The sequence below is a fragment of the Sedimenticola selenatireducens genome (genome assembly GCF_007625115.1).
Taxonomy (GTDB): domain Bacteria; phylum Pseudomonadota; class Gammaproteobacteria; order Chromatiales; family Chromatiaceae; genus Sedimenticola; species Sedimenticola selenatireducens_A.
The window spans coordinates 32,957-51,727 of record NZ_VMNH01000011.1 but is presented as its reverse complement, the minus strand read 5'-3'; the positions used below and the strand labels follow the sequence as shown (position 1 = coordinate 51,727).

The 18,771-nt window shown below is 49.7% G+C and carries 20 protein-coding genes; 14 read left to right on the top strand and 6 right to left on the bottom strand.

What is annotated here, in order from left to right; genetic code table 11:
• The first annotated feature begins 16 nt into the window (after positions 1-16).
• The 3 genes from FHP88_RS10825 (at position 17) to FHP88_RS10815 (ending at position 2,229) form a co-directional block, all read left to right on the top strand.
• Positions 17-280 (top strand): DUF1127 domain-containing protein, encoded by a 264-nt coding sequence (locus FHP88_RS10825; RefSeq protein ID WP_144359092.1) that lies wholly within the window; start codon positions 17-19, stop codon positions 278-280.
• Between the two features lie 274 nt (positions 281-554).
• The gene (locus FHP88_RS10820) at positions 555-1,742 is read left to right on the top strand and encodes a response regulator (RefSeq protein WP_144359091.1); all 1,188 of its coding nucleotides are present in this window, start codon (positions 555-557) and stop codon (positions 1,740-1,742) included.
• Positions 1,735-2,229, top strand: a complete 495-nt coding sequence (locus tag FHP88_RS10815; protein WP_186297689.1) for an STAS domain-containing protein — start codon at positions 1,735-1,737, stop codon at positions 2,227-2,229. Before FHP88_RS10820 ends, FHP88_RS10815 begins: the two co-directional genes overlap by 8 nt.
• Positions 2,230-2,318: 89 nt before the next feature.
• Here the strand turns inward: FHP88_RS10815 and FHP88_RS10810 are convergent, their stop codons facing one another.
• The gene (locus tag FHP88_RS10810; RefSeq protein WP_144359089.1) at positions 2,319-3,254 is read right to left on the bottom strand and encodes a LysR family transcriptional regulator; all 936 of its coding nucleotides are present in this window, start codon (positions 3,252-3,254) and stop codon (positions 2,319-2,321) included.
• A 150-nt stretch (positions 3,255-3,404) separates the two neighbouring features.
• Here FHP88_RS10810 and FHP88_RS10805 point away from each other — a divergent pair, with 150 nt between their 5' ends.
• From FHP88_RS10805 to FHP88_RS10790, 4 genes are read left to right on the top strand one after another with little or no spacing between them, the layout of a single operon-like run.
• A complete protein-coding gene (locus FHP88_RS10805) occupies positions 3,405-4,124 on the top strand; it encodes an NAD(P)H-dependent oxidoreductase (RefSeq protein ID WP_335341580.1) in 720 nt (239 codons plus the stop codon).
• Between the two features lie 34 nt (positions 4,125-4,158).
• On the top strand, positions 4,159-4,449 hold the full coding sequence (locus tag FHP88_RS10800) for a putative quinol monooxygenase (protein ID WP_144359088.1): 291 nt from the start codon (positions 4,159-4,161) through the stop codon (positions 4,447-4,449).
• A 35-nt stretch (positions 4,450-4,484) separates the two neighbouring features.
• Positions 4,485-5,453 carry an LLM class oxidoreductase gene (locus FHP88_RS10795; RefSeq protein ID WP_144359087.1) on the top strand — a complete coding sequence of 323 codons (969 nt, stop codon included), beginning with the start codon at positions 4,485-4,487 and terminating at the stop codon, positions 5,451-5,453.
• Between the two features lie 12 nt (positions 5,454-5,465).
• Positions 5,466-6,287: an SDR family NAD(P)-dependent oxidoreductase gene (locus FHP88_RS10790; protein ID WP_144359086.1), complete on the top strand. Its 822-nt coding sequence runs from the start codon at positions 5,466-5,468 to the stop codon at positions 6,285-6,287.
• Between the two features lie 48 nt (positions 6,288-6,335).
• On the opposite strand, the gene FHP88_RS10785 is transcribed toward FHP88_RS10790, so the two are convergent.
• Entirely contained in the window at positions 6,336-6,758 is a 423-nt protein-coding gene (locus tag FHP88_RS10785; protein WP_144359085.1) for a hypothetical protein, read from the bottom strand.
• A 266-nt stretch (positions 6,759-7,024) separates the two neighbouring features.
• Between FHP88_RS10785 and FHP88_RS10780 the strand changes: the two genes are divergently transcribed.
• From FHP88_RS10780 to FHP88_RS10760, 5 genes are all read left to right on the top strand, one after another.
• Positions 7,025-7,708, top strand: coding sequence for a L,D-transpeptidase family protein (locus FHP88_RS10780; RefSeq protein WP_144359084.1), 684 nt, complete (start codon positions 7,025-7,027; stop codon positions 7,706-7,708).
• 72 nt (positions 7,709-7,780) lie between these two features.
• Positions 7,781-10,156 (top strand): penicillin-binding protein 1B, encoded by a 2,376-nt coding sequence (mrcB, locus tag FHP88_RS10775; protein ID WP_144359083.1) that lies wholly within the window; start codon positions 7,781-7,783, stop codon positions 10,154-10,156.
• An 83-nt stretch (positions 10,157-10,239) separates the two neighbouring features.
• Entirely contained in the window at positions 10,240-10,695 is a 456-nt protein-coding gene (locus FHP88_RS10770; protein WP_144359082.1) for a tetratricopeptide repeat protein, read from the top strand.
• A gap of 124 nt (positions 10,696-10,819) precedes the next feature.
• A complete protein-coding gene (locus FHP88_RS10765; protein WP_144359081.1) occupies positions 10,820-11,317 on the top strand; it encodes a hypothetical protein in 498 nt (165 codons plus the stop codon).
• Between the two features lie 7 nt (positions 11,318-11,324).
• Positions 11,325-13,241 carry an ATP-dependent DNA helicase gene (locus FHP88_RS10760; RefSeq protein ID WP_144359080.1) on the top strand — a complete coding sequence of 639 codons (1,917 nt, stop codon included), beginning with the start codon at positions 11,325-11,327 and terminating at the stop codon, positions 13,239-13,241.
• Between the two features lie 42 nt (positions 13,242-13,283).
• Here the strand turns inward: FHP88_RS10760 and FHP88_RS10755 are convergent, their stop codons facing one another.
• Positions 13,284-13,676 carry a PilZ domain-containing protein gene (locus FHP88_RS10755; protein WP_144359078.1) on the bottom strand — a complete coding sequence of 131 codons (393 nt, stop codon included), beginning with the start codon at positions 13,674-13,676 and terminating at the stop codon, positions 13,284-13,286.
• A gap of 110 nt (positions 13,677-13,786) precedes the next feature.
• Between FHP88_RS10755 and tsaB the strand changes: the two genes are divergently transcribed.
• A complete protein-coding gene (gene tsaB, locus FHP88_RS10750) occupies positions 13,787-14,479 on the top strand; it encodes a tRNA (adenosine(37)-N6)-threonylcarbamoyltransferase complex dimerization subunit type 1 TsaB (RefSeq protein ID WP_144359076.1) in 693 nt (230 codons plus the stop codon).
• Positions 14,480-14,491: 12 nt separating this feature from the next.
• Here tsaB and FHP88_RS10745 read toward each other — a convergent pair whose 3' ends face one another.
• Positions 14,492-15,796, bottom strand: coding sequence for a L,D-transpeptidase family protein (locus FHP88_RS10745; RefSeq protein WP_144359074.1), 1,305 nt, complete (start codon positions 15,794-15,796; stop codon positions 14,492-14,494).
• A 135-nt stretch (positions 15,797-15,931) separates the two neighbouring features.
• Here FHP88_RS10745 and FHP88_RS10740 point away from each other — a divergent pair, with 135 nt between their 5' ends.
• Complete coding sequence (locus FHP88_RS10740; protein WP_144359072.1) at positions 15,932-16,828, top strand: tetratricopeptide repeat protein; 897 nt, start codon at positions 15,932-15,934, stop codon at positions 16,826-16,828.
• On the opposite strand, the gene FHP88_RS10735 is transcribed toward FHP88_RS10740, so the two are convergent.
• Both FHP88_RS10735 and FHP88_RS10730 read right to left on the bottom strand, forming a co-directional pair.
• Positions 16,821-17,777, bottom strand: coding sequence for a sensor domain-containing diguanylate cyclase (locus FHP88_RS10735; protein WP_144359070.1), 957 nt, complete (start codon positions 17,775-17,777; stop codon positions 16,821-16,823). The genes FHP88_RS10740 and FHP88_RS10735 overlap by 8 nt on opposite strands.
• Entirely contained in the window at positions 17,774-18,769 is a 996-nt protein-coding gene (locus FHP88_RS10730; protein WP_144359069.1) for a response regulator, read from the bottom strand. The genes FHP88_RS10735 and FHP88_RS10730 overlap by 4 nt, the downstream gene beginning before the upstream one ends.
• Between the last annotated feature and the right edge of the window lie 2 nt (positions 18,770-18,771).

Sequence of the window (18,771 nt, the reverse complement as noted above, 5' to 3'; positions counted from 1 at the left end):
CCGATTAGGAGGCACTATGAAAAAACTCATTTATGCAGGGCAAGCCATTTCAGGTGGCGGATGTTGCTCAGGTGAAGAGGTGGCTGTAAAAATTTTCAGCCTGCGTACACTATTGATATTGCTGGCGAACAGATTGGATAGATGGCGTATATTGTCAAGGCAGCGATACCAACTCATGAGTATGAGTGATTATATGCTCAAGGATATTGGTATTAGTCGTGCGGATGCCGAAAGAGAAGCCATCAGACCCTTTTGGGATGAAAGGGGTGTCAAATGGTGAGGCTCAGAACTTGCAGCAGCACAGAAGCCATGCCTCTGTGCTGTCCTGAGAAACGGCCGTTTTTGTGCATTCAGAACCACTCCAACGCCTGAACAGGCTAGATAAGGGCCTTTTGTTTGCCCCATCAGTAAATAAAACCACGCTTTCGTCAATATAAACTACCCTGTCAGGTTAGATGCTGTCTAAACTTACTAGATAGCTTAATAAAATCGGTGGGTGGTCCACAAATGGGCATTACTTTTTGGGATTTCAGTTTAGGGTTGGCAGATTAATAATGGGAGCGGTGGTAAAAATACTCACGATAGAAGATGAAATGGCTGTCAGGCGGAGCTTGGTGGCACATCTTGAAGATCTGGAGTATGACTATATAGAAGCCTCCAGCGGCCGCGAAGGGATTGCGCTGTTCGATGAGACGAAACCTGACCTGGTGCTTTGTGATTTGCGCTTACCAGGAATGGATGGGCTGGATGTTCTTTCGACACTTGCGGAGCGTTCACCTGATACACCGATTATTATTGTTTCCGGGGCTAATCAGGTTGCGGACGCGATCCAGGCCCTGAAGCGTGGGGCTTGGGACTACATCACCAAGCCCATTGTGGATTTTCAGATTCTGGATACGGCTATTGAACGGGCCTTGAATCGGGCGCGATTGATCCAAGAGAACCGGGCGTATCAAAAGCATCTGGAGACGCTGAATATTGAGCTTTCTGTGGCGTTGGGGCAACTGAGAGAGGATGAAGAAGCTGCACGGGCGCTACAATCCAGTTTGCTACCGCCTCCCAGGGCCCGGTTTGGTGATTATGAGTTTCGCCGCCAGCTTTTTCCTTCGCTCCTGTTGAGCGGGGATTTTGTCGATTATTTTCCCATAGGCGATCATGAGGTTGGTTTTTACATTGCCGATATCTCCGGACACGGAGCGGCTTCTGCCTTTGTGACCGTGATGCTGAAGACTTTGTTTGAAAAGCACTTGGATGCTTTTCAGCGTGATCAGGAAGATATTATTAGACAACCTGGGGAAATGTTGGATCATCTGAATCGGGCGCTCTACCTCTCTCCCATCGAGAAATATCTGACCATATTCTATGGTGTGCTGGATCTTCGGGAACAACGCTTACGTTTCTGTTCAGGCGGACAGTTTCCATATCCGATGCTTTTTAGTAATGAAGGCATTAGCACGCTCACAAGTCATGATAAGCCGGTCGGCTTGTTTGAAGATTCCATCTTCATGCAGCACGAAATCGATTTCACACCTGTTAAGCAGATGTTGATGATTTCAGATGGCATCCTTGAGTTGTTTCCCAGGGATTCAGCTCGTAGAAGAACGGAGTGGTTATTGCAGATGGTCGCTGATGGCAGTCCTGAGATTGATGATTTGATAGAACGCTTCAATATTGAAGGACTCGATGAGATACCTGATGATATAGCCTTTTTATCCATAGTGCATGGTGGAAATGATGAATAGTAGCGGTCAGATATTGCATGGATCGCAGGATGGTGTGGAGATCCTCTGTTATAAGGGTGATATAAGGCATACCCTCTGCGTGGCGTTGGATCGCTATCTGCAAACGCTAATGGACAAAAAAGATCTTAAGGGTTTTGTTGTGGATCTTACGCAAGCTGAAAGTGTTGATAGCACCAATCTGGGTATCTTGGCGCGTTTGGCAAGAGTCATGCAGAAAGAGGGTCTGCCCAAGGTGACATTAATATCAGATCAACCTGATATTAATGAATTATTGGAAGCGGTCGGTTTTGATCGAGTATTTGATATTGTTGAAACCCGAGAGGGTGCGCTAGCTAAGCTTTCAGAAATCCCAGTCACTACCTCGGGTGATGTCAAAACCACACAACTCCTTCTAGAAGCACATCGTGCCTTGATGGCGTTGAATGAAGCAAATCGTGTTCAATTCCAGGATGTAGTAAAGGCCTTTGAGACGGCGCTGGAAGATTAAGTCAGAGCAGTCACGTGCTCAGCTATTAGCCCATCTGCAGACATCAAGATTAACATTTGAATCCTTCCATTTATGATGCCTGCCAACGTCTAGGCAAGTGCGCTGTCATCTATAATTCCCTTTTTGATTAGTTGATTCAGTATGCCGGTGCATTTCTCTTTAAAGGTATCTCTGAGCAATCGGACTGCAGGTGTAATCGATTGTCGACTCGGGCAGATGAGCCATAGTTCAGTCGATCTGGGTTTAAACTCAGACATGACGCTAACAACCTTTCCTGATAAAAGATCATTGGACATGTCGAGACAGGATTTAACGGCAATTCCTTTGCCTGCGACACACCAGCGTCTGACGAGATCACCATCATTGGATACGCGGTTACCACTCATCTTGATTTTGTACTCCTCGTCACGGTGCGAGAACGTCCAGTTATCGTGAGTGATATTGTAAAGCTGGTAAAAAAGGCCGTTATGAGACTCCAGATCGGAAGGGTGCTTGGGCGTGCCATATTTTTCAAGGTACTCCTGTGTAGCACAGAGTAGGCCTGGGACATTACAGATCTTGAATCCATAAAGATTGGCATCATCCGGCGAACCATAGCGCAGGGCAATATCAACCGAGTCGCGGTAAAAGTCGATATTACTGTCACTGATGTGTGTTCTTAACGTGATGCTTGGATAGGTTTCCATGAACTCATCCAGCCAGGAAGTCACCAGATTTCGTCCCAAATCAGAGGCCAGTGAGATACGCAGTTCACCATCAACAATATCCAGATCATCTTTCATGTTCTGTTTGGCCTGCTCCAGCATCAGCAGGGCCTGGTTACACTGGGGAATATACTTTTCACCTGCACTGGAGAGTCGAAGCTGACGCGTTGTGCGGATGAACAACTCCACGCCTAACGCACTCTCCACACGTTTGAGTGCGGCACTGGCCGTCGCTACACGCATATCCAAATCAGTGGCAGCTGCAGTAATACTGCGGAATTCAGCCACTTTTTGGATGACGAGAAGGTCTTCTAGCAGCATATTATCAAAAAATATTAGAAAATGATTCTTCCATTATGCTGTTTTTCAATGGGTAATCAAGGATTACTATTTCGCTCAGATAGCCACTGGATTTGACCCTGTGGACTACTGGCTTCCCTACTGCAGGGATTATTTAACTGGAGAATGATGATGAGCATTGCTCAAGAGATTAAGTCGATGACAATGAATGACATTCAAGCTCAGATCATGGAAGCCAATAACTTCCGCCATGCCACAAAAGTCTTTGATTCAGAGGCCAAGATCAGTGAGAGCGAGTTCAACACGATCCTGGAAACGGCACGCCTCTCTCCAAGTTCTTTCGGAATGGAGCCGTGGCAGCTTTTGGTTATCCAAAGTACTGAAAAGCGTGAGCTGTTTCGTGAGTTTGCTTGGGGGGCAAATGGTGCCACCAATGGGACTGCTGGGCAGCTTGGTACAGCCAGCCATTTTTGTATCTTCCTGGCACATACCGGGGCGACGATGGCGCACCATTCAGATTATCAGCAAAAACACATGAAGGAGGTTAAACAACTCCCGGATGAGGTGATCGGATTCATTAACGATGCTTTTCAGAAATTCCAAGAGCATGATTTTCATATTGAGGGTGACCGCCAGATTGTCGATTGGTCGGCACGTCAGGCCTACATCGCGCTTGGCAACATGATGACGGTTGCTGCGCTGATGGGTATTGATTCATGCCCAATCGAAGGATTCGAGATGGGCAAAACCATCGCTGTTCTTGAAGAGCGCTTTGGTATAGACCCTAAACTTTACAAACCTGCTGTTATGGGGGCCTTTGGTTATCGTGCTGACGGACCAGTGTTCCCCAAGACTCGTCGTAAGATGGAAGCTGTTGTCAGCTGGGTATGAGATCAAATCAGCTAACTGTAATAGAGGAAATAATGTGGAAAAATTAACTATCGTTGCAAATGTCACTGCCAAAGCTGATCAGATAGATCGGGTGAAAGCTGAACTTAAAAAGTTGATCGATGTTACCCGTGCTGAGGAAGGCTGCATTAATTATGATTTGCATCAGGATAATGAAAACCCGGCTCATTTCCTGTTTTATGAGAATTGGGCATCGCATGAATTGTGGGAGGCGCACATGAACAGCCAGCACTTAAAGAATTATATGGCTGCAACAGATGGCGCGGTAGAACTCTTTACTCTGAACGAGATGGTGCAAATTGCTTAAGCGTTATTCGGAGTATTCTTTCAACGGAGCTCAAAATGCCAACGCTAGTCGATAGTACTGAATTCCAGGCTATCAACCGGGGATACAACACCACGTTCCGTCCGAAACGGTTGAGCCTAGGTTTGGTGGCGCCGCTGGAGTCTTACTCAACGGGCCCAGTGCCTCGCATGATTCGGCATATTGAGCGAGTACAGCTGGCTGAGACGCTGGGTTTTTCGGCCATCTGGTTGCGAGACGTGCCGTTTAACGTACCAACATTTGGAGATGCCGGACAACTGTTTGATCCTTTCGTCTACCTGGGTTTGTTGGCAGGTCAGACGGAGCGCATTGCCTTGGGTGTCGCAAGTATCGTGCTACCACTGCGCCATCCGGCACATGTGGCTAAGGCAGCGGCCAGTGTTGATCTGTTATCCGGTGGGCGACTCATCCTGGGTATTGCTTCAGGTGATCGACCAGAAGAGTACCCAGCGCTTAATATGAACTTTGATGATCGTAGTGAGCGTTTTCGCGCAAGCTTTGAATATATAAACCGCATGTGGGATGACGCACCCTCGTTCGAGAATATATATGGTAGTCCCTATGGTGGCATGGACATGCTACCCAAACCCGTGTTGGGAAAACTGCCTTTGCTCATCACGGGTGGCAGCCAGCAAGACCCGGACTGGATTGCGCGTAATGGTGAGGGCTGGATAACCTATCCCCGCAATGTAATCGCGCAGGGGAAAATCATTAGCGATTGGCGCGCGCGCGTTGAGGCCGTGGGTGGTCCTGCCAAGCCAGCAGTGCAGTCGCTATACATCGATCTGGTCGAATCGTCCGACGCTCCTCCGGAGCCCATCCATCTGGGATTCCGGTCGGGAGTTAATCATCTTCGAGCTTATTTGAAATCACTGGAAGCGATTGGCATCAACCATGTGGCGTTGAACTTGCGATTTAACAAGCGTGATATTGAAACAACGCTACAACGTCTGGCTGAAGCGCTTCTCCCAGACTTCCCTGGATGAGGAGATACTAGCATGCCAAAAACCATTCTAATTACGGGCTCTACTGACGGCATCGGTTTGGAAACAGCAAAGTCGCTTACCTCGATGGGGCACCATGTTTTGCTGCACGGACGCAACCCAGCAAAGTTGGAACAAGCGGAAAAAGAACTTGCTGAGTTATCGGGTGGCGGGAAAGTGGAATGTTATGTCGTGGATCTGTCAAGCATGAGTAGTGTTGAGGCCTTCGCGAAGGCAGTGGTCCAGAAGCACGATAAGCTTGATGTGCTGATTAATAACGCCGGTATCTTTAAAACCCCCGATCCCATCACCCAGGACGGGCTGGATGTGCGCTTTGCGGTGAATACCATTGCACCTTATCTGCTAACGCAACGGCTTCTGCCACTGCTTAATGATTCCGGGCGTGTGATCAACCTTTCATCAGCAGCTCAGTCGCCGGTTAAACCAGAAGCGCTGGCTGGCCAAGTCAGGCTGATTGATGACTATGAGGCGTATGCGCAAAGCAAACTGGCCATCACCATGTGGTCTCGCGTTATGGCGCTTTCGATTAAGGATAAAGGCCCAATTTTTATCGCGGTGAATCCAGGATCGCTGTTGGCTACCAAAATGGTAAAAGAGGGCTTTGGGATGGCTGGCAACGACATCCGTATTGGTGCTGATATATTGATTCGTGCCGCACTGGCAGATGAGTTCGCCACAACTTCCGGACAGTATTTCGATAACGATTCAGGTCAATTCACCTCACCCCATCCCGATGCGCTTAATTCGCAGAAATCTGACACGATTGTCCACGCTATAGAGGCGGTTTTGGTGGCTAGGGGAAGCCAGTTAAGTTAATCCTTGTTCACTCCGTTTTAGGAAGCGCTGTTTAGAAATAAACGCTTGTCAGAAGATGCCTATAGCAAGCCCACCGCTGTTGGCTTTGAGCATCTCGATATGCAAAGAGTGCCGTCTGCGATCACGCAGCCCCGGAAAGCTGGATGTGCTTTTAGTGTGGGCTGTTTGGGTGCTGATGTTTGATCGATGATAGTATTTGCGAACAGCGATCGTTTGACCATGCAGTTGATGCCCATTCAGTACTCTAAGCATCTCTTCTTCTGGCTTGGATGTTTCCACTTCGGCTAGTCCATGACACTCTATCTCTCCGGATGTTCGATCAGTCATCCGGAGGATCGAAAAACTTTTCAAACGAGTTTGCTGGTTGGATGACAAGCCAAACCAGCGGTTACCGTTGATTTGCTTGTTGAGAAACAGATTCAGTTCTCTCTGGGTTGTGGTCAGTGGGATTTTCTGGATGATGATCCACATATTCTACCGCTCCTTGTCAGAAATGAGAGGTCAATGGATAGTCATTCTAGCGATCTTAGTACGGTTTGTTGTGCAGTGGATCGCAGATTGAATGGCGCTGAAGTTGCTGATTGCGGGATAAATTTACGTTTCTGAGTGTCTTTGATCGGACCGCTAAGGTTTCATTTTTTACCCGTATGGTGTAGATATGCTGTGCTATGAGACACCTCCCTATAAAAACTATGGGTTGTTTGCGGCGGCCAACCCTAAATCCTGTTCTTTTATTAGTGATTTTAATTATCCTTAACCTGTTTGCGCCTGCGCGATCACATGCTTTAGAGCAGCGCCTTACTATTGACGATGTGCTTGGGTTGTATCAGGAGAAAGTACAGCAGCGGCTGAAGCCCCGATTTGATTTTGCCGATGTGGATTGGCCGCCAGAGAAAGTTGCCCTGGTTGCTTTCAAGGACACCCGGCTTTTGGAATTGTGGGCGTATACTGCTGGCCGTTGGCAACACATCAAGGATTATCGTGTCAAAGGGATGAGCGGAACGCGTGGCCCCAAACTGCGTGAAGGGGATTATCAAGTACCAGAGGGGTCCTATGGCATTGAACTTTTAAACCCTAATAGTGCCTATCACCTGTCACTCAAACTGGATTACCCGAATGCCTATGATCGTCAACAGGCGGAACAGGATGGCCGGGTAGACTTGGGGGGGGATATCTTTATTCATGGGGGGCGATCGTCAAAGGGATGTTTGGCACTTGGTGATCGAGCCGCTGAAGAGTTGTTTATCATGGCGGCTATGATCGGTGAACAGAATGTTTCTGTATTGATCACACCAAGAGATTTTAGATTTCGCCCACAGCTACCCGTTGCGGATAATTTACCTGCTTGGACGGGTGAGTTGAATACACGGATTTCCAGTCATTTGCGGCGGTTTCCTTTGGCTGACAAGCGTAGCTGGTGATGTACCGGCTTTTCTCTCGATTAAACAGATGATTCCTCCATACACACAGATCAACCAATCAAGTAGCTGTTGATGGCCAAAACTCCTAGAACGACTAAAAAAGCGCTAGCAAAACGCAAGACAACTTCCCGTGCGAGACGTGCTAAATCGACAAAACGTAGGCCGCGGAAGGGCGGACGCTTTGGGCGCTGGTTTAGCCGCCTTTTAGCGCTTGGATTCCTGTTCTCTTTGGTTCTGGGTGTTTATGTCCTGTACCTGGATCATACCGTTCGGGTTAAATTTGAAGGGAAGCGCTGGGCGGTACCTGCCAGGGTATATGGCAGACCACTCGAACTCTATCCGGGGGCCTCTGTGTCAGCAGATCAGCTTGCGGCCGAATTGCAACGAATGGGTTATCAGAAGAGTACCCATCCAAAGCAGGCGGCCAGTTGGTCACGCAACAAAGAGCGCATCCTCATACGATCCAGAAGTTTCAATTTTTGGGATGGAGAAGAACCGGGTCGTTTTCTGGATGTGCGCTTTTCCGGCGGACAGATCGAACATCTCGCGGAAGTGGGTAAGGGTGATTTGGCTCTGATCAGGCTGGAAGCACCTGAAATTGGCAGTATCTATCCGGCGCATAATGAAGATCGCGTCTTGGTCCGGCGAGACGAACTGCCAGAAAAGTTAGTCAAAGCCTTGATCGTGATGGAGGATCGTACCTTCTATGAACATCACGGCGTTGACCCAAAGGCAATAGCGCGAGCCATTTGGGCCAACCTGAGAGCGGGTGGTGTGGTGCAGGGTGGAAGTACCTTGACCCAGCAGCTGGTTAAGAATTTCTATCTTACCCGTGAGCGAAGTTTGATTCGTAAGCTGAATGAAGCGGCTATGGCCCTGTTGCTGGATGCGCACTATGACAAGGATGAGATCCTGGGGGCCTATGCCAACGAGATCTATCTCGGACAGGATGGCGGGCGAGCCATCCATGGCTTTGGTCTGGCCAGTCATTTCTACTTTAATCGCAGCTTAGGTGAACTCAATCTTTCTCAGCTGGCACTGTTAGTGGCACAGGTGAGGGGGCCTTCCTTTTATGATCCTCGCCGCCATCCCAAGCGGGCAAAAGTGCGCAGAGACCTGGTTCTGACCGTGATGCAGGAACAGGGTCTGATCACGCAAAAAGAGGCTCTGGCCGCGATAAAGGCCCCATTGGGGGTTCAGCAGAAGGGGGATGGCCGTGGTAGTTATCCGGCCTTTATGGATCTCGTACGCAGGCAACTGCATCGTGACTATCGTGAAGAGGACCTGACCTCTGAAGGGCTGCGGATTTTTACAACCCTGGACCCATGGGCTCAGCAGCAGGCCGAGGAGGCTGTTACAGAGCGGCTATCCCGTTTGGAAAAGGGGTATCGCCTGCCATCGGGGAAGCTTGAGAGTGCGGCCATTCTGGTTGACAGTGAGAGTGGAGAGATACGTGCCCTTGTGGGTGGTAGAAGTGCCCGCTATGCCGGATTTAACCGCGCATTGGATGCTGTAAGACCGATAGGATCTTTGGTTAAGCCGGTAGTCTATCTGGCTGCATTGATGCAAACAGATCGCTATAACTTGGTAACCCGGATTGACGATACAGCGCCCAGCATCAAGGGTGAAGATGGTGAACTATGGACGCCGGACAATTATGATCACGTATCACATGGAAAAGTACCCCTGCATACCGCGCTGGCAAACTCCTATAACCTGGCTACTGTCAGGTTGGGTATGGAAGTGGGTTTGGGGACGGTATCCGATCTTCTGGAACAGATGGGCATCAGTCGGCCAATACAGCAAGTCCCGGCTATGCTGCTGGGATCGCTTTCACTCTCACCTCTCGAGGTGGCACAGCTCTACCAAACATTCGCGGCGGGTGGGTTTTATTCTCCCCTGAGAGCTATCCGGGGCGTGCAGTCCAATAGTGGTCAACCACTACAACGCTATCCTTTAACCGTAAAGCAATCAGTCCCGTCCGGTCCAGTGTATCTGTTAAACCGAAATCTGCAGGAAGTGGTGCGTAATGGGACAGGTAAAGGATTGGCTAATTATGTTGATACGTCACTGAATATTGCTGGGAAAACAGGCACAACAGATAAGTTGAGAGATAGCTGGTTTGCTGGGTTCAGTGGCGATAAGGTGGCCGTGGTTTGGGTCGGAAGGGATGATAATAAGCCGGCTGGTTTAACTGGATCCACAGGTGCATTGCAGGTCTGGGGTGATATGATGCGCCGACTACAGCCTGTCTCCCTGGAACTGCTCAGGCCTGATTCGGTAGAGACTGTGTGGATTGATCCTGAGTCTGGCTTCAGGGCAGATGAGGGGTGCGAAGGGGCTCGCCAGTATCCTTTTATCGCGGGTACGGCGCCTACGGTGACGGCTTCTTGTGTCGGTCAAGTGGGGACATCTATGCGGCGACTGTTTCGGAGTTTTTTTGAATGAATTTGAAGCACATATGTTTGGCGATTTTGCCTACTTTATTATTGGGTGGCTGTTATACCCCCCCGCAGCGACCCGCGGAGCCAATGACCCAACGGCCCAGTTATCCGCAATCGCCTGAATTGGAGCAGGGAGCAGTGATTGCGCCGGCACAGGAACGAGGGGGTATTCAGATCAGCGCTTATGAACCCGCCAGTCGGGTAAGCCTAGTACCCATGCACAGCAAGGCGGTTGAGGCATTGCTGAAAAGTGCCAATCAGCAAGCGCAGAACAATGACCTGGATGGGGCAGTCGGTACGATAGAGCGTGCCTTGCGAATCGAGCCACGCAATGCACATCTATGGCACCGCTTGGCAAATCTTCGCTTGGATCAGGGGAAGGTAATGCTGGCAAGTGATTTGGCCGTAAAGTCATTGGCACTGGCAGGCGCCGATGTAGAGTTAAAACAGAAAAATTGGCTGTTGATCGCCAGGGCAAAACGTTCTGCTGGCGATATCACGGGTGCCAAGGTGGCAGAACGTAAGGCACGTATGCTGCACTAAACGGGTGACCTTGAATTCTCCCTGCCTGTTACAACGAACCTTTTTTTGCAACAATGCAGCAGTTGCTAACTGTTTAGGATACAATTCCGCAGAAAGCTATTGAAATTCGTGGAGATTTATCGGCATGAGCCTATATGCCGCCGACAAGTTGATTGGTCAGGCTCGACAGCTAGCTGCCGAGTATCGGCGAACTATGGGCAAACCACTGCCAGGCATTAGCAATGAGATCGCGCTGCATGATGCCATCCGTTTGTTACGTCTGAAACCAGTTGATGCCTCTACGGGTGGTTATGATGCTGTGGATCCTTCCCGTGATAATCGGCGTATTCAAATCAAGAGTCGCACCATCTTTGACGAGAGCAAGACGGGGCAGCGAATTGGTCAGGTCAAGGCGGATCAGTCCTGGGATTGTGTAGTGCTGGTGCTCATGGATGAAGAGTACGAGCCCTATGAAATATACGAGGCTGACCGCAATGAACTGCTCGAATTCATGGAGCACTCAAGCAGCAACCGCGCCAAACGTGGCGCACTCTCAGTAGCCCGCTTCAAGATTATTGGTCGTTTGGCCTGGTCAAGAGATCAAGGATTGGCCCCTGAAATTTGGGACAATCAGGCCGGATAACGGGTGCATGTCTGAAATTGCAGATATTTTGGGGCCGGATGGTCTATTGGCTAATTGCGTGGATGGCTTCGCCTATCGTCCGCAGCAGGAGGCTATGGCTGAAGCCGTGCTGCAGGCCATGAGTGAGGGCGAGGTGCTGATCAGTGAGGCGGGCACTGGCACCGGCAAAACCTTCGCCTATTTGATACCGGCACTGCTCTCCTCCCAGAAAGTCATCATCTCTACCGGCACTAAAAACCTTCAGGATCAACTGTTTCATCGTGACTTGCCGCGAATTAAGCAGGCGCTGGCCATTCCTGTCGAAGTGGCCCTGCTGAAGGGGAGAGCCAACTACCTCTGTACTCATCGAATGGAGATGACCCTGCTGGAGGGTAGGTTGAATAGTCGTGAAATGGTCGATCAGTTGATGCAGATTCAACGCTGGTCAGGCCGTACCCGAAGTGGCGATGTGGCTGAGTTGTCTGATATCCCTGAGGATGCTCGGATTTGGCCGCTGGTGACATCGACAACCGAAAACTGTTTGGGGCAGGAGTGCAGTGCCTACAGTACCTGCCATCTGGTTGAGGCGCGCCGTCGGGCTCAGGAGGCCGATCTGGTAGTGATCAACCACCATCTACTGTGCGCTGATTTTGCGCTAAAAGAGGGGGGATTTGGTGAACTGTTGCCGAGTGCCGACTGTTTTATCATCGATGAGGCGCATCAACTACCCGAAGTGGCCGGGAACTTTTTTGGTTCCGGTATCAGTGGGCGACAGTTACTTGATCTCTGTCGTGATATCGAAACGGAGTATCAGCGCGAGGCGGGTGATCTGAAAGAGATCCCGGAACAATCCGCCGCGCTTAGCAAAGGTGTTAGAGATCTGCGGCTGTTATTTGGCTTGGATCTTCGTCGTGGTGCCTGGAAAGAGCTGTCTGCTGATCCGCAGATTATTAGAGGTCTCAACCTGGTAAGTGAGCGTCTGCAAGAGATGACAGACCTGTTGGCGGTCATCGAAGGACGAGGCAAGGGGTTGGATAGTTGCCTCACCCGTTGCAAATCAATTCGATTATGCCTTAATCAGCTGATAGCCGAAGATGAGACGCAGAGTGGCTATATTCGCTGGTTTGAAACCTACCGCCAAAGTTTTCGCTTAAACCGCACCCCGCTAGATATATCGGGTCTGTTTAAAGAGCAGATGAGTGCCCATCCAGGCAGTTGGATCTTTACCTCAGCGACCTTGGCGGTTGGGGGTAATTTTGACCACTTTCAGCGCCAACTTGGCTTGGAGAATGCCATCACTGCCTGTTGGGACAGTCCGTTTGATTATCAGAGACAGGCACTCTGGTTTGTCCCTAAAGGTATGCCGCAACCCCGAGAGTCGCACTACAATAAAGCTGTTTTGGATACGGTGGTGCCGGTGATAGAAGCGAGTCAGGGGCGGGCATTTATCCTGTTTACCAGTCATCGTGCTTTGCGTGAAGCCGCAGAGACGTTGGAATCCCGCGTTGAGTACCCCTTGCTGGTTCAAGGCAGTATGCCAAAGGGTGAGTTACTGGCCCGTTTTAGAAATCTGGGGAATGCCGTTTTATTGGGTACAGCCAGCTTCTGGGAAGGGGTAGATGTACGTGGCGAAGCGCTCTCTTGTGTGATTATTGATAAGCTGCCATTCGCCTCACCCGGTGATCCAGTGCTGCAGGCACGCATTGATGCCCTGAGGAAACAGGGGGGTAATCCCTTCATGGAGTTTCAGGTACCACAGGCCGCTATCGCATTAAAGCAGGGGGCGGGGCGTCTGATCCGGGATGAAACAGATCGCGGGGTGTTGGTGATTTGTGACCCCCGCCTACTGAAAAAAGGTTACGGACAGGTCTTCCTTGACAGCATGCCTCCCATGGCTCGCACGCGTGATATCCGTGACGTGGCAGATTTTTTTCAATTAGACTAGGTTTTGCCTTTGGTTCTTGTCAGAGCCGTCTTCTGTTTCGTCTCAATCACCAAACCCATACTGCTGAATCATGTCACGGATAGGGTCCAGTATCTCTTCGGTTGGATCAATTAGCTGGAAACCGGTGTCATAAAAGGCGTTATTGACGTCATTGTTGCTCCAGCGACTGACGGCCCTGAAGCGGATGATGTTGGGTGCACCTTCCATGTCATGGCTACGTATCTCCAACTCAAATTCTTTGCCGGTTTCAATGGGTTTTTCGCTGATCAACATCAGCCCGTCTATGTTGATATCAACAACATGGCCTATCTGTTTATCGGTTGCGGTGTCCCAGACGCGCAAATAGTAGATCAGGTGTCGTCGTAAAACGGCCCTGCGCTCATCACCGACACTCTCTCCCGGATGAGCTGTCTCATATTTATTTCCAAAGTACATAAGGGGCTCCGCAAGATGAAAAACATAATTACCCCAATTGTAGACAGAAAATGGCAGGGATGCTGTATAAAATGATCGATTACAGGGCAACCTGAGATACAATCGTTACTATGAAAATACTCGCTATTGAAACGGCAACCGAAGCCTGCTCAGCGGCCCTTCTGATCGATGGGGCGATATCTTTGCGCTATCAGGTTCAACCCCGTATGCACAGTCAATTGATTCTCCCCATGATGGAGGAGTTGTTGAACGAGGCTGGGATAGGCCTTTCCGCGCTGGATGCTATTGCGTTTGGTCGGGGGCCCGGTGCCTTTACCGGGGTGCGCATCGCGGTAGGTGTCGCGCAGGGTGCCGCATTTGCGGCTGATTTACCCGTGGTGCCTGTCTCTACCCTGGCGGCGCTTGCTCAAAGGGGGTATCGGGAGTTTGGCTTTAGACAGCTGTTACCCGCCTACGATGCGCGTATGCAAGAGGTGTACTGGGGCGGCTATGTTGTTGATGGACAAGGTCTCGTTCGATCTGTTTTTGATGAGGAAGTTTCAACCCCGGAAAGCGTCACATTGCCAGATGGGTTGAATTGGCAGGGTGTTGGGGCAGGGTGGGATAGTTATCGATCTGTGCTGGAAGCACGTCTGGGGAATGCCTTCAGTGGATGTGAGCCAGGATTGTTCTGCAGTGCCGAGGACGTGGCGTTGCTGGGGGCCGCTCTGTTTAACGAGGGTGAGTCAGTCGCTGCTGAGCAGGCACTGCCCGTCTATCTTCGTGATAAGGTGGCGGCCAAACCTAAACAGGTTAATCAGTAAACGTGCTTGGGGCTACCTTAGTTTGCGCCATTTTTCAGCGACGATCTGAAATTCACCAGGGCAGCCTTCAAGGATCAGTGTCTTAATCCCGGTGTCCTGATAATCAGCGCTACGATAATCCTGTCGAAACTTGATCTGATAGCGATTGCCGCGCAGTTCTTTGATCTTTATATCTGCGATCTTGATCTGCTGATCCGAGCGTTCATGGAAGATGGCTTGTTTATAGTCTCGCCACTGAGCGAGGTTTTTACCGCTGCCATCCTTGAACTGCTCGCCGTAGAAGCCGAGATACTGGGTTAGATCCTTGCTTCGCCAAGCATTCAGCCAGTCATTGATGAAGTGATCGATCTTCTGGTCGGTATAGCTGGCTGTTGAGAGGCCTGCATAGGATTCAGTAATCAGTTTAAGCTGCCCACCAATGCGTTTGAAGAAGAGCTTTTTCTTTCCTCGAGTGCTGATGTTGTCGGCACAATAGAACTGGGTAAAGTCAAATACCACCTGCTCGCCATCTTCTTTGAAGGCGTAGATGTCATCGGTCTCGATGCGGCGCTTTGGATAAAGTTGGCTTAGTTGGGCCTTACGTGCAACCCACATCTCCCGATCGATTCCGCCAGGGCTATGGAAATCGGGATGAAGATAGTTGCTTAGCTTATCGATATCGCCCGTTTCCCAGGCATCTATAAATCCATCAAATAGGGCAAACAGCGCTTCTCTTTGCTGTTGATACTCCGTGGCCGGGATAAACTCTGTTTCCCGGGTAATGATGACCGGTGTGTCCTTCTGCAACAGTGACCTTAGTTCGTCAATTTGGTTGTTATTGAATGCGACACAACCACGTGTGACCTGTTTTTTGGGGTCGCTCTCATCCCGCCCGTGAAGCCAGATACCGCTGCCGTTGCGACCTTCGATCTGATCCAGCGTATTTGGATAGTCGATGGGGAAAGCACCATCACCATAGATGGGCGCCAGTTTATCTTTTGGGATGTAGTGGGTGATGCGATAGACGCCTTCGGGTGTGCGCTTATCCCCTTCACGTGTCTTTTCGCCGTCGATCTCTCCAAATAGCAGATCATCGAAACTACGGGTTAACCGTGGCTCGTCCTGTTCCAGGTCAACCAGATAGGCTGAGCGCGTGCGCTTGTCCACCAATACCGTTGTGCTATTGCCGCCATTTCTTGAAAATATATGATTGGGTAACTCCTGCACCGCATGTGCTAGTCCTGATCCGGCAGAAAGTGCCAGTGCGAGCAGTCCACTGAGTAGCGGCATTGCACAGGGAGTGTTTTGCAGGGCGGTTGTTGTTGTGCACTCAATCATGGCCGGTTCTGGGTTATCTGGGCTCGAATATTTGGCGTCGGTTCGCGATTCTACAATTAGCTGACGGTTGCGGCAAATGTGTCGATATTAGGTATAATCGCCTTTTACAGTGATTTCTATGGGCATGGCAGGAAAATGATGTTTTTTGATGGACTCCAATGGTCGAGGAAGGCCCTGTTGCTGGCTGTTTCACTCGTAATCATGATCGGTGTGGTACAGGCCGATGAGCAAGTGGGTAAATTAATTGATCAGGGTGCTTACAGTGATGCGCTGAAGCGCATTGATGATTTGAACAATCAGGATGGATCGGATCTGGCCTCGCTCACGCTACTTAAAGGGGCCGTGCTGGTTAGAATGGGGCGGCTTGATGAGGGGATGACGCTGTTTAAACTGTTGTCTGAAAACTATCCAAATGATGCGGCCATTCATAATAACATTGGCGTGATCCATGCCGAACGGGGTGAGTTGGATAAGGCCAAAGAGGCCTTTGAAAAAGCCATTAAAATCAAGCCTGAGTACCATCAAGCCGTCCGCAATCTAGGGGATGTCCATGCTGAAATGGCTTGTCGTACCTATGGTCGGATTCCTGCCGGTTCAAGTATTAAGATTCCCGCGTTCTGTGAAGTGGTTGAGCCGAAGCCGATTGTTCCGGTAAAACCAATGACGGCTAAAACTGATGCGGATGAGCTGACCGAGTCCCTTATGAATGAGGTGCTGGATACACTGGGCCAATGGCGTACCGCTTGGGAAGCACAGGATGTGAAGCGCTATTTGGGTTTTTATTCTGTACGGTTTGTACCCAAGAAGAGCGCTCTCACACAATGGCGAGTTCAGCGGGAGCGATCCCTGAAACGCCCGGAGTGGATCAAGATTCAATTCGATACCCCTGTATTCTCCCTCTCTAATGCACAGATATCCGTACGCTTCAAACAACACTACAGTGCCAGTAACTATCAGGATGTCGTAACTAAGGAGTTAGTGTTCATCCGTGAAGGGACCGGGTGGAAAATTATCAGTGAGCGGATTATTTAAACAGGGTGGAGCGGTTTCTGCCCCCTTCTTTTGATTGATAGAGCGCCTTGTCAGACTGCTCCAGCCATTCGGTATGGCTCTTCAATGAATCGTCAATCTCAGAAATACCAAGGCTGATGGTGAATTTTATCAGCAGGTCTTCGTATATGACTTCTGTAGACTCCACCGCCTCTCGAAGTCTTTCAGCAAAGAGCATTCCACCTTGCTTGTCAGAACCAAGCAGAACGACACAAAACTCTTCACCACCGTAGCGGCCTGCAATATCCACTTCTCGTTTAGTCTCTTGCAGGAGTGCCGAGACGATGCGAATTACTTCGTCGCCGGCCTGGTGTCCATAAGTATCATTGACCTTCTTGAAGTGGTCAATGTCAAACATCACCAGACTTGATTTCTGGCCGCTACGGGGGAAACGCTTGAATTCAGATAGCATAGCATTTTCCCAGGCACGCCGATTAAGTAGCCCGGTCAATCCGTCTATGCGCCCCAGTCTATCCAGTTCCAGATTGGCTGATTGAAGTGCCTGTTCATCCAGGGCGGCATCAGTAGCGTCATAAAGCATCAGGCAGACATGTTCCACCTCACCGGAGACGCCCGTCAGCGGAAATATGGTCATATTCTGAAACATAGTTTCAGAGCGGCCGGTAATGGGATTATAGCTGTTGAACTTAAAAATATACGGCCGCTGCTGCCAGGATGAGAAGGCGCGATTGTTTAATAGAAAAACGGTATCCAATTTCTTTTGCAACCACTGTTTCGGCAGTAGAGGAAACTCTTCAAATAGATTCTTATCATTTAGGGTAGAGGGATTAATGCCACTGTGATTCCACATAAAGTGGTTCCAGATCTTGATTCTGTGTCCACGATCCAGTACCACAAGCCCCACGTCGACATTGTGAATAATACCCAGCAGTAAATGCATTTCTGAAATATCTTCGCTGAGTTGATTCATAGTTCAAAAATCTCCTCACCAGACCGCATCTTCATTGCGGGTATTGATTCAGGTGTGATGAGTACTAATTGATTGCAGCTTATCTGGTTGTCGCCAATCATGTAGTTGACCTCAATGGTCAAGATTTTATCGTGGGTATTGCTTTTATTCAGAATTCCCTCGCTGTCTTCTGTATGAATAGTGATACGTGGATGTCCTTGGCTGAAGCAGACATCCAGTTGTTCTGCAAAGCCTTTAAGAAATGCGCCTACCAGGACGTTAGCGATGTCCATGTAGAGCTCTATCTCTTTAGACTCTTCCAATTGGGCAACATCAAAATCCAGCATGCGAGCGACATGAGTGATATCGGTGTCGTGGAACATCAGCAGATTTTCTCCAGCAATGCCACCACCGATAAAGCCTTGGCTGATACAGGAAAAACTGTCACCCTGCGCTGCAGCATTGAGGGCCATTACCAATTCGCCTCTTTCCATCAGGCTGACATGGGGAATGCTCAGCTCTATTTTCTCATTAATGACCCGCACCAGCAGATCAGCTGCTCGCCCCATGGCAACATTGGTGATCTCCTGACACCATTCGTTGAAGGAGACTTGCACAGAATCTGTAACGATCTGTTCAGTGAGCAGACCCAGTACGCCAAAGTCATCCAATACCTTGGTCAGTTCAGCGGCATCGACCGGCTTTTTAATGAAGGCAACGGCACCAAGGGACATCACTCGGTTATAACTTTCCGGTTGAATATCACCGGATATGACGATCGGGAGAGTGGGGAGATCTTTTTTTCGGATATGTTCCAGTACACCAAAGCCGTCCATGACCGGCATGGTCAGATCAAGTAACAGGATGTCGCCTTTGCCAGCCTCAATCGCTTCAACCGCTTCGAGGCCGTTTTCACAGAAAGTAATGTCCACATCCCAGCCGGTTGGGAGGGCGCGCATAACCTGTTTTCGGGCAAAGCTTGAATCGTCACAGATGATGACAGGTGTTGGCATAG